This window comes from Acutalibacter sp. (genome assembly GCF_056800975.1).
The window spans coordinates 1-12,321 of the sequence record NZ_JBQISV010000066.1; the positions used below are offsets into that span (position 1 = coordinate 1).

14 protein-coding genes and 2 tRNA genes are annotated in these 12,321 nt (G+C 57.4%); 9 read left to right on the forward strand and 7 right to left on the reverse strand.

The window, feature by feature from the left end; all coding sequences use genetic code 11:
• The first annotated feature begins 169 nt into the window (after positions 1 to 169).
• Entirely contained in the window at positions 170 to 1,372 is a 1,203-nt protein-coding gene (locus tag ACTO5E_RS07865; protein ID WP_482302863.1) for a tyrosine-type recombinase/integrase, read from the forward strand.
• Positions 1,373 to 1,529: 157 nt separating this feature from the next.
• Here the strand turns inward: ACTO5E_RS07865 and ACTO5E_RS07870 are convergent.
• The 5 genes from ACTO5E_RS07870 to ACTO5E_RS07890 all read right to left on the reverse strand — a co-directional run bounded on the left by ACTO5E_RS07870 (position 1,530) and on the right by ACTO5E_RS07890 (position 4,254).
• Positions 1,530 to 1,605: transfer RNA gene (locus ACTO5E_RS07870), tRNA-Thr, on the reverse strand.
• A 45-nt stretch (positions 1,606 to 1,650) separates the two neighbouring features.
• Positions 1,651 to 1,727: transfer RNA gene (locus tag ACTO5E_RS07875), tRNA-Asp, on the reverse strand.
• A gap of 108 nt (positions 1,728 to 1,835) precedes the next feature.
• Positions 1,836 to 2,138, reverse strand: a complete 303-nt coding sequence (locus ACTO5E_RS07880) for a zinc-ribbon domain containing protein (protein WP_482302864.1) — start codon at positions 2,136 to 2,138, stop codon at positions 1,836 to 1,838.
• A gap of 27 nt (positions 2,139 to 2,165) precedes the next feature.
• On the reverse strand, positions 2,166 to 2,741 hold the full coding sequence (locus ACTO5E_RS07885) for a sigma-70 family RNA polymerase sigma factor (protein WP_482302865.1): 576 nt from the start codon (positions 2,739 to 2,741) through the stop codon (positions 2,166 to 2,168).
• A gap of 607 nt (positions 2,742 to 3,348) precedes the next feature.
• The gene (locus ACTO5E_RS07890; RefSeq protein WP_482302866.1) at positions 3,349 to 4,254 is read right to left on the reverse strand and encodes an AraC family transcriptional regulator; all 906 of its coding nucleotides are present in this window, start codon (positions 4,252 to 4,254) and stop codon (positions 3,349 to 3,351) included.
• A gap of 186 nt (positions 4,255 to 4,440) precedes the next feature.
• Here ACTO5E_RS07890 and ACTO5E_RS07895 point away from each other — a divergent pair, with 186 nt between their 5' ends.
• The 4 genes from ACTO5E_RS07895 to ACTO5E_RS07910 all read left to right on the forward strand — a co-directional run bounded on the left by ACTO5E_RS07895 (position 4,441) and on the right by ACTO5E_RS07910 (position 8,159).
• A complete protein-coding gene (locus ACTO5E_RS07895) occupies positions 4,441 to 5,259 on the forward strand; it encodes an MBL fold metallo-hydrolase (protein WP_482302867.1) in 819 nt (272 codons plus the stop codon).
• Between the two features lie 735 nt (positions 5,260 to 5,994).
• On the forward strand, positions 5,995 to 6,348 hold the full coding sequence (locus ACTO5E_RS07900) for a VOC family protein (protein ID WP_482302868.1): 354 nt from the start codon (positions 5,995 to 5,997) through the stop codon (positions 6,346 to 6,348).
• 3 nt (positions 6,349 to 6,351) lie between these two features.
• The gene (locus ACTO5E_RS07905) at positions 6,352 to 6,816 is read left to right on the forward strand and encodes a MarR family winged helix-turn-helix transcriptional regulator (RefSeq protein ID WP_482302869.1); all 465 of its coding nucleotides are present in this window, start codon (positions 6,352 to 6,354) and stop codon (positions 6,814 to 6,816) included.
• Positions 6,813 to 8,159, forward strand: a complete 1,347-nt coding sequence (locus ACTO5E_RS07910; protein ID WP_482302870.1) for an MATE family efflux transporter — start codon at positions 6,813 to 6,815, stop codon at positions 8,157 to 8,159. The genes ACTO5E_RS07905 and ACTO5E_RS07910 overlap by 4 nt, the downstream gene beginning before the upstream one ends.
• Here ACTO5E_RS07910 and ACTO5E_RS07915 read toward each other — a convergent pair.
• Positions 8,156 to 8,401, reverse strand: a complete 246-nt coding sequence (locus tag ACTO5E_RS07915; RefSeq protein WP_482302871.1) for a hypothetical protein — start codon at positions 8,399 to 8,401, stop codon at positions 8,156 to 8,158. The two genes, ACTO5E_RS07910 and ACTO5E_RS07915, sit on opposite strands and share 4 nt — an antisense overlap.
• 162 nt (positions 8,402 to 8,563) lie before the next feature.
• Between ACTO5E_RS07915 and ACTO5E_RS07920 the strand changes: the two genes are divergently transcribed.
• From ACTO5E_RS07920 to ACTO5E_RS07935, 4 genes are all read left to right on the forward strand, one after another.
• Positions 8,564 to 8,797, forward strand: a complete 234-nt coding sequence (locus ACTO5E_RS07920; protein WP_482302872.1) for a hypothetical protein — start codon at positions 8,564 to 8,566, stop codon at positions 8,795 to 8,797.
• Between the two features lie 23 nt (positions 8,798 to 8,820).
• Positions 8,821 to 9,963 (forward strand): DUF362 domain-containing protein, encoded by a 1,143-nt coding sequence (locus tag ACTO5E_RS07925; RefSeq protein ID WP_482302873.1) that lies wholly within the window; start codon positions 8,821 to 8,823, stop codon positions 9,961 to 9,963.
• A 236-nt stretch (positions 9,964 to 10,199) separates the two neighbouring features.
• The gene (locus ACTO5E_RS07930) at positions 10,200 to 10,769 is read left to right on the forward strand and encodes an ECF transporter S component (protein WP_482302874.1); all 570 of its coding nucleotides are present in this window, start codon (positions 10,200 to 10,202) and stop codon (positions 10,767 to 10,769) included.
• Entirely contained in the window at positions 10,750 to 11,355 is a 606-nt protein-coding gene (locus tag ACTO5E_RS07935; RefSeq protein WP_482302875.1) for a uridine kinase family protein, read from the forward strand. Before ACTO5E_RS07930 ends, ACTO5E_RS07935 begins: the two co-directional genes overlap by 20 nt.
• Positions 11,356 to 11,439: 84 nt before the next feature.
• Here the strand turns inward: ACTO5E_RS07935 and ACTO5E_RS07940 are convergent, their stop codons facing one another.
• Positions 11,440 to 12,096 carry a hypothetical protein gene (locus ACTO5E_RS07940; protein ID WP_482302876.1) on the reverse strand — a complete coding sequence of 219 codons (657 nt, stop codon included), beginning with the start codon at positions 12,094 to 12,096 and terminating at the stop codon, positions 11,440 to 11,442.
• Positions 12,097 to 12,321: the final 225 nt, after the last annotated feature.

The window sequence follows — 12,321 nt, forward strand, 5'->3', positions numbered from 1 at the left end:
TCGTGGCGGTACTCGGCGGTGGCATCAAGCACAGCCTCCGGCGGCTCAAAGCCCGTCTCTTGCATTTCTGCTAATGAGGAACAGACCCGATACCTATTTAACGAGCGGATCGTGCCGATTTTGCGTGGCCTGTTAGATAGTTATGTTGACATGAATAGGAGGGTTCATAGTGCCCAGCATTAAGGAAATGACAACCAAAGACGGCAGGCTGTTCTACAAAATCCGGGTGAGCCGGGGCCGGGAAAAGGGCTATCTCTCCACCCGCTGGTACCCGCCCGAGGGGTGGAGCCGGAAAGCCATAGAGCGGGAGCTGCACAAGCAAGCGGCAGAGTTTGAGCGCAAAGCCCAGGCCGGGGAGGTAATCAGCCGGGAGGAGCAGGCGGAAATAGACCGCCAGCGGGCCATAGAGGCGGCGAAGATAAAGACCCTCAGGCAGTACGGGGAGGGGGTCTTTATGCCCACAAAGGCTGTTACCATGAGCGAGAATGGCCGCAGCACCTACCAGGGCATACTTGACCGCTGGATATATCCGGTGCTGGGTGAGCTGAAACTGCCTGAGATTACCCCGGCTGAAATCAGTGCCTTATTGCTCTCGATGCAAGCGGCGGGCAAGGCCCAGGGCACTTGTGTTAAGGCGTACACAGTGCTCAAGTCCATTTTCAAAATGGCTTACCTTTCAGACCTTATCGACCGTGACCCGATGGACAAGGTAGAGCGGCCCAAGCCCCGCAAGGATGAGATGAAAAAGCCCGCCGAGGCAGAGAGCTACACGGCGGGTGAATTAAAGCATATACTGGACTGCTTAGAGCATGAGCCGCTGAAATGGCGGGCCTATATGTCGCTGCTGATTGATACCGGGCTACGCCGGGGAGAAGCGTGTGGGCTTAAATGGGAGTGTGTAGACCTAGACGCTGGGAAGATTACCGTAGCCGGAAACCTCTGCTATACCCCAGCGAAAGGGGTCTACCTGGACACGCCCAAGAGCGGCAAGAGCCGCACGGTGGATATAGCGCCTGGGGTTGTGGCACTCCTGCGGCAGCTCAGGCAGGAACAGGCCGCAAGCGGGCTATCTCCTTTTGTTTTCAGTCAAGAGGGCTGCCCGGAGCCCATGCACCCCCAGAGCCCCACCCGGTACATGAAAAAGTTTACGGCGCGGTATGGTGTGGCTGATCTGCACCCGCACAAGCTCAGGCACAGCTTTGCAAGCGTAGCCATTACCAACGGCGCGGACGTGGCCTCTGTGAGTGAAAAGCTAGGCCATGCGGACAAGTCCACAACCTTGAGAATGTACACCCACGCCGATGAGGAAAGCGTCAAGCGGGCCGGGGACATCTTCCGGCAGGCCCTGGACGCGGCGGGGAATGGGGAATAAAAGCGAAAGACTGGGGGCAAATCCCCAGCCTTTTCTTTGTGGTAAAGTATTCGATATTTTGAGGGCGTATGTCCTTTTGTATGTCCTTTTCGCGTAGTGCCAGAACCAGCAGAAAAAGAAAAATCCCTAGAAATCTTACGGTTTCTAGGGAAAATCTTGGAGCTGCTATCCAGATTCGAACTGGAGACCTCATCCTTACCAAGGATGTGCTCTACCACCTGAGCCATAGCAGCAAGGAATAGCTTGCGGCACAGAAAGCCTTTGCCTGCAAACTATATTGGCGACCCGGAACGGGCTCGAACCGTCGACCTCTAGCGTGACAGGCTAGCGTTCTAACCAACTGAACTACCGGGCCATCTCAACTGACCTTGTATATTATAGCGCCGGATGCGCCATTTGTCAACCCCTTTTTTCAAATCTCCGCAATTTTTTTTGCCACGGAATTTCCGTCCCCAGCATCCCCCTATTCCGCCCTCTGGCGGCGGGCCTTTTCCTCCCGGCGTTCGGCTACAATCTGGGCATAGCAGTCCCGGCAGTAGACCATGCGGCTCTCGTCAGGCACAAAGGGGACCTGGGTGTCCCGGCCGCAAGCCGCGCACACGGCCCGGTGCAGGGGCTTGCGGCTTTGAGCGGCCCGGCGGCAATCCTTGCAGCGGCGGGGCCACAGGGCAAAGCCTTTTTTCGCGTAGAACGCCTGCTCGGCAGCAGTAAACACAAACTGCTTGCCGCAGGCACGGCACCGAAGAAGCTTGTCACGGTTCATCATGGGGTCTCTCCCTTCCAGCCTGGGGTTTTATGTGTCCAGTTTGCGCAGCTTGGCGCGGACCCGGTGCAGGGCATTGTCAAAGCTGCGCAGGGATATACCTGTTCTCTCCTCAATCTCCTCCCGCCGCCAGCCCCCCAGATAGAGCCGCAGCACCCGCAGCTCCAATGGGCTCAGGGTCTGCTCAATGCCCTTCCACATGGCGCGAAAGCTCTCTCGCAGCTCATAGCGGTCCTCCGGGCCTCCGGCAGGGGCAGACAGGCCGCTGGCGCTATCCAGGGGGAGGGACTCGTTGAGGGTGCGGTTGCCAAAGCTCTGGTGGCTGCGGGCCGCGCTGGCCATGCGGTTGTAGACGCAGGCCGCAGCATAGGCGGAGAAGGGCGCGCCTCTGGACTCCTGAAAGCTGAGGGCGGCTGCGTAAAGGCCCAAAAACCCCTCTTGAAACAGGTCCTCCTTTTCCGGCGCGCCGGGGCCGGAGAAGGAGGCAGCCCGAGCCCGGACCAAGCCCATATAGCGGGTGCTCAGCTCCACAAAGGCCTCGGCTGCGCCCCCCCGCACAAGCGCGGCCAGGCGGTCGTCGCTGAGCTCCCGGTAATCCTCGGCCATAATATCCCTCCCGCAGCTTTATCAACGCTCCGCCAAGCCTGTGCGCCCGTGTACAGGCTTGGCCTGTGCACCCGTGTACAAGCTTGGCCTGTACACGAGCGAAAGTCCGTCTGATATCCATTCCTGCATTTTCCTCAGAGCCCACAGGTTCCACACTGCCGGACCTGGTCTGACAGGGCCCGGCGGCAAGGCAGAGAGGCCCAGGCACACCGGCGTGGCGCACTTTTCTTCATGATACCCCAAGCAGCGTCAGAAGTCAAGAGTTTTCCCCCTCTGGCACACTGGCCCGGGCTGAGGACCGGGGCTTTTTTTCGCTAAAAATAACATTTTTCACGCAATGCTTAGCATTTTTCTCAATCAGCCCCCAGACGGTTGCTTCTGCACCCTGTCCCCTTTATAATGGGCTGAGGGCGGCGCGCCGCAGCTTTTGCGGAAGAACCGGCTGAAGGACTGAACTGAGTCAAAGCCCAGAGCCTCACAGACTTGAGTGACGGTGTTGGCCTGACTGTGCATCTCCCCCGCCTCTCAGACTGGGTGTTTAGCAGCTTTCTTAGTCAACCCCAAACGGTTGCTTCTGCGCCCAGTCCTCATTATAATAGGTTGAGGGCTACTTGGGCTTTTCCGGCTGCGGGTCGGCGGGGCTGGCGCTCTGCATGTACCGGGAGGGGGGCGCGCCGCAGCTTTTGCGGAAGAAGCGGCTGAAGGACTGAACTGAGTCAAAGCCCAGGGCTTCAGAGACTTGGGTGACGGTGTTGGCCTGGCTGAGCAGCTCTACGGCCTTTTCAAACCGCCGCTGCTGGTAATAGTTGCTCAGGCTGCTGCCCATTACCGCGGCAAAGGACTGGGAGACGTAGGAGTAGCTGTAGCCCAGCTGGTCGCTGATGTCGGTGAGACGGTGGATGCCCAGAATGTGGTTGTCAATGTAGTTGACCACATCATATACCATGCGCTGCCGGAAGCTCCCGCTCTGCCGGGGCTCTTTGGGCCGGACGCCGGTTCTCTCATAGCAGCGGCGGGTGAGCAGAAACAGCAGCTCAAGCCCGTTTTTCACCAGCAGTCCGGCGCTGGGGCTGTCCACCAGCAGCTCGTTGAGCAGCAGCGAGAACACCTGGCGCACACTGCCGGAGCGGTCTGGGGCCAGGGGCTGGGGTGGCTGGGCAAAAAACTCCATCAGCCCGGCATATTCGCCGGTGGAGGAGGCAGGGGCCAGCATAAAGCCGCAGTAGGAGTACCGCAGGGGGTCGTGCACGCTGGACCGGATGCGGTGGACGGTTCCCAGGGGGGAGAGGAACAGGTCCCCCTGCCTTACCCGGAAAGCCTCGCCCCCCGCATACATGAACCCCGTGCCGGAGACCACGCAGGAAATCTCGTGGCAGACCTGCACATGAGAGGCAATCTCCACCCCGCCCCGGCAGAGCCGGTCGCCGATTTGGTAGAGGAAAATGTCCCCATACCTTTGGGGGGACTCGATGTAGTACCGCTCAAAATGGAACCGGCTCTCTTTGGTGTTCATCCCTGCCCCCTCCCCCTGCCCTTCTGCCGCTGGACAGAGGACAAAAAATAATGTAATGATGGTATGCCCGAACAGGTACGCACGAGTATGTGTGCCCGAGCAAGTATGCTCAAGTAAGACTGCCTGAGCAAGTCTGTACCAAAAACAAACAAAAGAAAAGAGGTTCGCTTATGAAGCTGCAATATCTTGGCACTGCCGCCGCTGAGGCTGTGCCCGCTCCCTTTTGCCTGTGCCCTGTGTGCCAGGACGCCCGCCGCAAGGGGGGGCCGGAACATTCGCACCCGCAGCCAGGCTCTGGTAGACGACAGGCTGCTGCTGGACCTGCCTGCGGACACCTATCTGCACACCCTGCGGGACGGGCTGAAGCTTTACGACATAGACACCCTGCTGGTCACCCACTGCCACAGCGACCACCTGTACCCCGCTGAGCTGGAATGCCTTTACAGCTGGGCCGCCCACCGGCCCGGGCCCCGCACCTTCCACCTGTACGGCGCGGCGCCGGTGCTGGCCCGGGTGCGGGCCGAGACCCCCGGCTTTGCCGACATGGACCGGGAGGGCAGGCTGCAGCTGCACCAGATTACCGCCTTTGCGCCCTTTGAGGCCGAGGGCTTTCAGATCACCCCTCTGCGGGCTGACCACGGGGCAGAGGACTCTCTGGTGTATCTGCTGGAAAAGGGAGGCAGGGCCATGCTCTATGCCCACGACACAGGCTTTCTGCCCCCTGAGACCCTGGACTATCTCCGGGCCCACCCGGTGGCTCTGGACCTGGTGTCCTACGACTGCACCAACGGGCTTTTGAACCCTGGCCGTGAGAACCACATGGGTCTGGCCGTGAACTGTGAGCTGCGCCAGACCCTGGCAGACATGGGGCTTACCGGGGCCCAGACCCTGCATGTGGTGAACCACTTCTCTCACAACGGCAAGGCCGGGTATGACGAGATGGCCGATGCAGCCGGGAAGCAGGGCTTTCTCACCTCCTACGACGGGATGGTAGTGGAGTTCTGAGAGAAAAACTGTAGGGTATGCCCGCACCGGCGGCGTATATGCGGCTGCTCGGCTTTTAGCAGGGTACATAAGAGCGGCCTGCCGCTTCCACGTGTCCCGCATACTGTAGACAGTGTTGTCGGAGAGGACAACGGAATAGCGGCTTAGGGCGGCTCTGCTGGCTCCTAAGGCTTTGTGGAAGCTCTTATAAGGGCAGGCCGGTATCCCTATGAGTATAGCATATCCCCTGAAAGGGGCGCAAGGCTTTTCCAAAATTTGGGGCGTCCTGCCGGGCGTTTTATGATGATTTGCGGTTGGGGGGGTGCTGGGCGCTCCCAGGGGGCGGTGCTTTTGCGGAGTGGGTGGGCGTCTCCTGTCAGCCGCCGTATCTGTCAACGTTGTCCCGTTACGCTTTTGGGAGATAAATAAGAATGGCGGCTTGGATTTCAAAAGCCAGCATTCTCCAAATGGACCTAACGATAGACTGCTGCACGACGGCTCTTTCTTTTGCCGTCGTGCCGTATTTTTTATATTATCCGCCTGCTACAGCAGATGCGATTGTGGTATTATTGTAAGCGGTCCAGAGCGGTGTGTTGGCGACCAGAATGCTGGGAATTACCAGCAACAGATTTATCCCCACTGAAAGCAGAAGATTTTCTATCCAAAACCTGTCCTTGTATAGTCTTGACATTCTTCCCCTTCCATGCTATATTAAAATACGAATCCGTATTCTAAACACTGAAAGGAAGTTTCCCTATGTTTATGCAGCACGTCACCATCTACACTACCCGGCTGGAGGACTCCGTGGCTTTTTACCAGGACATCGTCCATCTGGAAATCGTGTCCGACCGCCGCCCCAACGCGCCCATGGTGTTCCTGGCGAACCAAAAGGGTGAAACGGAAATTGAGCTGATCGAAGTACCGGCAGAGCAAGCCTACACCGGCAGCGGCCTTGCCATTGGCTTTTATACCGAGAATGTAGAGAGCGAACACGAGCGTCTCACTGGTCTGGGACTGGAACCCACAGACATCATCAGCCCCGCGCCGGGTGTGTCGTTTTTCTTTGTGAAAGACCCCAGCGGCGTACAAATCCAGCTGATCCAGGAATAAACCGTGGAACGCTACGCATTTTTCCGGCAGTTGGGCAAGGCCGTCTATCAGATCGACGGGGCCTACAGCGTGTTCTCTAAGAACGCCAAAATAAAACCCAATATGCTCTGGCTGCTCTCCGCTCTCAACGACGGCCAGGCCCACACCCAAAGCCAAATCTGCTGGGACTGGAATTTCCCCCGCACCACCGTGAACACCCTGGTCAAAGAACTGGAAAAGTCCGGCCAAGTGACGCTGCGCCCTGTCCCCGGTACCCGGCGGGAGTTATATGTAGAGTTGACCCCCTCGGGCAAAGCCTATGCCGACGAGGTTTTGCGTCCAGTCTATGAAATGGAAGAGCGGCTATTCCGGCGGTACTTTGCGGAGCATGACACAGCATTTGTAGAGGACTTGCACCGGTTTGCCCTCGCTATGAAACAGTTTTTTTTGACCGGGGATTACGACGAGCAGGAGGACGAAACCCAATGAAACTGAACTTTCGTGCGCTGAAGCCCCAGGTTGCGGAGGTATGGAAGCTGAGCCTGCCCGCCATTCTCACGCAAATCACCACCATCGCCATGCAGTACATAGACTCTGCCATGGTGGGTGCGCTGGGGGCAAACGCATCGGCCTCCATTGGGCTGGTGTCCTCCAGCACCTGGCTCTTGAATGGCGTGACCTACGCGGTGTCGGCGGGATTTTCCGTGCAGGTAGCCCACCACATTGGCGGTGAAAGCCCTAAAAAGGCCCGGGACGTGGTACGCCACGGGCTTGTCACGGCGGCGACCGTCTCCGGACTTTTGTGTCTGCTGGGGCTGGCGCTCAGCGGGCCGCTGCCTGCGCTTTTAGGCGGCGACCCGGCTATCCGCGCCAACTCCTCCGCCTACTTCATGATGTTCGCCCTCATGCTGCCGTTCTCCCAACTGAACTCGCTGACCTCGTCGTTTTTGCAGTGTTCCGGCGACATGGTCACCCCCAGCATTTTAAACGCCGTCATGTGTGCCCTGGACGTGGCTTTCAACTCCATCTTCATCCCACGGTTTGGCGTGCTGGGCGCGGGCATGGGCACCACCCTGGCTTGTGCGGCAGTCTCTCTGCTCATGGCCTGGCGGTGCTATTTCTGCAACAAGCAGCTGCGGTTTCGCCGGGAAAACTGCCGGTTTGACTCGGAAATCCTCAAGAAAGCTCTGAAAATCGGCGCGCCGCTGGCAGTACAGGAGGTCGCCATGAACAGCGCCATGGTTGCCGCCACCCGCATTATCGCACCCCTTGGCCCGGTGTCCATTGCAGCCAATTCCTTCGCCGTCACCGCAGAGAGCCTGTGCTATATGCCCGGCTATGGCATCGGCTCGGCGGCCACCACGCTGGTGGGCCGGAGCGTAGGCGCGGGCAATGTAGAGCAGGCCAAGCGCTACGGCAATATCTGCACGGCCATGGGCGCGGCCTTTATGACCCTCACCGGCCTATTGATGATGGCGTTCTGCCCCTTCGTGTTTATGCTGCTCACCCCCGACCCTGCGGTGCGGCAGCTGGCGGCGCGGGTCTTGCGCATCGAGCTGCTGGCCGAGCCGCTGTTTGCCATCTCCATTGTGGCGGCGGGAGCCCTGCGCGGCGTGGGCGACACCTTTGTGCCCAGCCTGATGAACCTGGGCAGCATCTGGATCGTGCGCATCGGCCTGGCTCTGCTGCTGGTGGGGCGGCTGGGCCTGCCCGGTATGTGGGTGGCTATGGCGTCAGAGTTGTGCGTCCGTGGGCTTTTGATGCTGTACCGGCTGCGGACTTCTAAGCACTATCAGCAGTTCCAAAAAACCACGCCTGCACCAGAAAGCTAAGCGCCGGACTGGTCTCGTTCCTCGAATGAACTTCTCAGCTTCTCCAAGAACACCTCGGCCGCGTCGGAGAACACCTGATACCGTTTCCACACCAGGCGCAGGCCCGCCTCCGCCATGTTGGCAGCGTTGAACAGCAGATGAAAGGTGGCCACTACGTTGAGCCGGTTGTAATCCTCACCGCAGCGGTACTCGTTGGAGGCATTATCGCCCCTCTGGCGCTGACAGCGGCTTTCTGGCCGCATCTTCCCACGCTGGCAGTGTATTTCATCATTATGATGGACGAGGTGATAAAGGTGCCGGTGGCGCTGTGGTATTTCCGGCGATACAGCCGGGCGCAGAATTTGACAAGATAAGCGCACAAACTAAATGTGTGGAAAGCAGAGAAGGAGTGGGAGCAGAGCATCATGACCCAAGGCCGTCCCATCAGGCGTTATATTTCCGGTGTTGTTGGGGGATATGTTCCAGCAGCTGTACAACCCAGCGTGAGCGTGGGACGCTTCGTCAGCCCCCAAGCTCTGGCGGCGGTAGGATGCACCGGCTCCCTGAGCTTTTCGATGATCAGCATCGCCACTGGTGCGGCGGATAACCGGCTGCTCGAAAAAGGCTTGACTTGGAGTGCAGTCCATATTGTAAAATAAGAAAAACGAGAGGAGCTGTTAACATGACCGCAAAGGTTACCTGGACAGATATGCGCACCCGTGGAGGCGCCAGTATGCTGGATAAGTTTGCCCGTATGCTGGAAAGGAGCGAACTGAACTCCATGGATCTGGAAAACAAGTTTGTAGCCATCAAAATGCACCTGGGGGAGCCGGGCAACACGTCCATCATCCGGCCTGTATATGTGAAAACCCTGGTGGATTTCATCCGTGAGCGGGGCGGCAAGCCCTTCCTGACCGACTGTAACACCCTGTATGTAGGGGGCCGGAAGAACGCTTTAGACCATATCGATTCCGCCTATCTCAACGGTTTCTCCCCGCTGACCGTGGGGGCTCATGTGATTATAGCGGACGGTCTGAAGGGTACGGATGAAGTGGAGGTGCCGTTGGAGGGCATGACCTACTGCCCCGCGCCCAAAATAGGACGGGCGCTGATGGATGCGGACGTGGTGGTCTCCCTGACTCATTTCAAGGGCCACGAGGAAGCCGGGTTCGGAGGCGCGCTGAAAAATATCGGCATGGGCGGCGGCAGCCGGGCCGGGAAGATGGAGCAGCACGCCGCAGGCAAGCCGGTGGTGGACCCGGACAGCTGCGTGGGGTGCAGGCAGTGCGCAAAAAGCTGCGCCCATGGAGCGATTACTTTTTCAAAGCTGAGCCAGGCGGGCAAGGCTCCGAAAGCCGCCATTGACCATGAGCTCTGCGTGGGCTGCGGGCGGTGCATCGGGGCCTGCAACCAGGACGCTGTCGAACCCCAGTGGGACGAGGCCAGGGAGGTGCTCAACCACAAAATTGCCGAATACACCCTGGCGGTGGTGAAGGACAGGCCCTGCTTCCACATCTCCCTGGTGATGGACGTCTCCCCCAGCTGCGACTGTAACAGCCATTCCGACACACCCATTGTGCCCAATGTGGGGATCTTCTGCGGGCTCGACCCGGTAGCCCTGGATCAAGCCTGCGCCGATGCGGTCAATGCCGCGCCCGCCTTGCAGAACACCGCCCTGACGGACGCGGCCGGAGCGGACTGCCACCAGGACGAGCATGGCCACTTTCATGTGATACACCCGGAAACCTGCTGGGAGGAACAGTTGGTTCATGGGGAGCGCATTGGACTGGGGACGAGAAAGTATGAGTTGGTGAGGGTCGGATAAGACACTTAGAGCCTATCCCGGAATGAGACGTGTGCAGATTGCGCAGTCAGATTGATCGTCAGATGGCGACAAAATTTTGCAGGCAGGCTGACGCCTGTCAAGAAATTTGGCCGCTATATGACGGAAAATATGCAAGCAAGATGCGTGCGGATCATTTCGGGATAGGCTCTTACTAATCAGGCGCCATAAAGTCGGACCTATATACTGAATGAAAAATTGCCAAGGAGAGAATTCCAATGAAACCTATCACCAAAAACATCGTTCTATCCGCCATGTTCCTGGCCATCGGCCTGATTTTGCCCCTGTTCACCGCCCAAATCCCCCAGATCGGCCAAATGCTCCTGCCCATGCACATCCCTGTGCTGCTGTGCGGGTTCGTGTGCGGCTGGCAGAGCGGGGCAGTGGTGGGCTTTGCGCTGCCCCTGCTGCGGTCGGCCATATTCGGTATGCCGGTGTTCTTTCCTGCCGCAACCGGCATGGCCTTTGAGCTGATGACCTACGGCCTGGTGGCAGGGCTGCTCTACTCCCTCTCCAAGTGGAAGTGTATGCTGGCCCTGTACCGCAGTTTGCTGATTGCCATGCTTGCCGGGCGCGTAGTCTGGGGCGTCGTGCAGACCATCCAGCTGGGCATCTTTGGCAGCGGTTTTTCGGTACAGATGTTCCTGGCCGGGGCATTTATCAATGCCGTCCCTGGTATAATCGCCCAGCTTATCCTGATCCCAGTGATCATGCTGGCTCTGGGGCGCACCGGGCTGGTGCCTTTCCAGAAAAAGCGGGGAGTACAGAATGAGAAAGCGGAAAACTGACGTATACACCGCCGCCGAAATGCTGCTGGATTTCATCCAGACGCTTTCAAAACAGCCTGTACGATTGGCAATCGACGGCAGGTGCGGTTCGGGAAAGACTACTCTTGCAAAGGTGCTTCAAGATAAATCAGGAGCAGCAGTGGTACATATGGACGATTTCTTTCTCCGGCCCCAGCAGAGGACGCCAGAGCGCTTTGCAGAACCGGGCGGAAATGTGGACCGGGAGCGGGTGCTGGAGGAAGTCCTGATGCCCTTGAAGGAAAACCGTCCGGTGGTGTACCGGCCCTATGACGCCCACCGTCCTGCCATGCTGGAGCCGGTGCATCTGGAGCCGTCACCCATTACGATCATCGAGGGCTCTTATAGCTGCCACCCAGCCCTTTGGGATTATTATGACGCGCGCGTTTTCCTGGACGTGGAGCCGGAAGAACAGCTCCGGCGCATTGAAGCCCGGAGCGGCCCTGAGAAACTAGAGGCTTTCAAGTTCAGGTGGATTCCTCTGGAGGAGTCATACTTTCACGCTTTTCCGTTGGAGGCGGAGTGTGACTTTCATATTGAGCTTACAGCCAAAGGGGTTTGTTCCTGAATTCATATCAAGCACTGGGGAAGTGCTTGATATTCAGCCTGTTTTGTAAGGATTTGTGTGTTTTTTATATGTGGTATCCTATTATTAGCTCTCAGCCAGCATCATTCTCATAGTTGCGTAGATATCATGGACGATTTTTTCCAAAGACTGCTCTGAATTATAACGTGCCGGTATAATGGTTTCTAACTGGACATCAAGAGGGGTATAAAACTGTACAACATTTATCTGGTCGCGGATGAACTTGAACTGCTCGCTGTTCCACTCATTTATCGACCATCCGTTGAATTTGGCATCGCTTGAGCCAACATCAACATGGGGCGGGATACCGGAAAGCGAATTATATAAGGCGGAATTCTGCTGAATTGACCTGCTAAACAGAGTTTCGATGACCTTGAAGGCTTCGTCTGGCATATTTGTTTTACGATTTATAGCTGTAAACGCTATAATTTTAGCAGTTACGCCACCGGAAGTATTGTAGATAAGTACCATATGATATTCCTTGTCCGAAGCGCCCAAGTTTACATAACCTGAAACGTGGGCCAATTCATATGATGAAAAGTTAATGTACTCTACACCATCCTTCGGGTCATAAAAACCGATCTCCGCATCGTAGTTCATCAATTCTGAAGGCTGCCCGTTACTCTGCTTCTCTTTCTGCCCCCATATTTGTTCCGCACAGGTAAGGAGATCGCTTTCCGAAAAGGCAGGTTCCTCGGCTTCGTAATCGGCGACTTTGCCCATAGCGCCGGGAAAGCTTAGAGCCTATCCCGGAATGAGACGTGCGCAGATTACGCAGTCAGATTTATCGTCAGATAGCGTCAAAATTTTGCAGGCAGGCTGACGCCTGTCAAGAAATTTGGCCGCTATATGACGGAAAATATGCAAGCAAGATGCGTGCGGATCATTTCAGGATAGGCTCTTATAATACCTGCGGCGTACTGCACTAATGGGTCTGTTGATTCAAGC

Excerpts from the sequence above, each read along its gene's own strand:
- ACTO5E_RS07880 (WP_482302864.1), bottom strand. The coding sequence starts at position 2,138 with ATGATGAACCGTGACAAGCTTCTTCGGTGCCGTGCCTGCGGCAAGCAG.
- ACTO5E_RS07885 (WP_482302865.1), bottom strand. The coding sequence starts at position 2,741 with ATGGCCGAGGATTACCGGGAGCTCAGCGACGACCGCCTGGCCGCGCTT.
- ACTO5E_RS07890 (WP_482302866.1), bottom strand. The coding sequence starts at position 4,254 with ATGAACACCAAAGAGAGCCGGTTCCATTTTGAGCGGTACTACATCGAG.
- ACTO5E_RS07900 (WP_482302868.1), top strand. The coding sequence starts at position 5,995 with ATGTTTATGCAGCACGTCACCATCTACACTACCCGGCTGGAGGACTCC.
- ACTO5E_RS07910 (WP_482302870.1), top strand. The coding sequence starts at position 6,813 with ATGAAACTGAACTTTCGTGCGCTGAAGCCCCAGGTTGCGGAGGTATGG.
- ACTO5E_RS07915 (WP_482302871.1), bottom strand. The coding sequence starts at position 8,401 with ATGCGGCCAGAAAGCCGCTGTCAGCGCCAGAGGGGCGATAATGCCTCC.
- ACTO5E_RS07920 (WP_482302872.1), top strand. The coding sequence starts at position 8,564 with ATGACCCAAGGCCGTCCCATCAGGCGTTATATTTCCGGTGTTGTTGGG.
- ACTO5E_RS07925 (WP_482302873.1), top strand. The coding sequence starts at position 8,821 with ATGACCGCAAAGGTTACCTGGACAGATATGCGCACCCGTGGAGGCGCC.
- ACTO5E_RS07930 (WP_482302874.1), top strand. The coding sequence starts at position 10,200 with ATGAAACCTATCACCAAAAACATCGTTCTATCCGCCATGTTCCTGGCC.
- ACTO5E_RS07935 (WP_482302875.1), top strand. The coding sequence starts at position 10,750 with ATGAGAAAGCGGAAAACTGACGTATACACCGCCGCCGAAATGCTGCTG.
- ACTO5E_RS07940 (WP_482302876.1), bottom strand. The coding sequence starts at position 12,096 with ATGGGCAAAGTCGCCGATTACGAAGCCGAGGAACCTGCCTTTTCGGAA.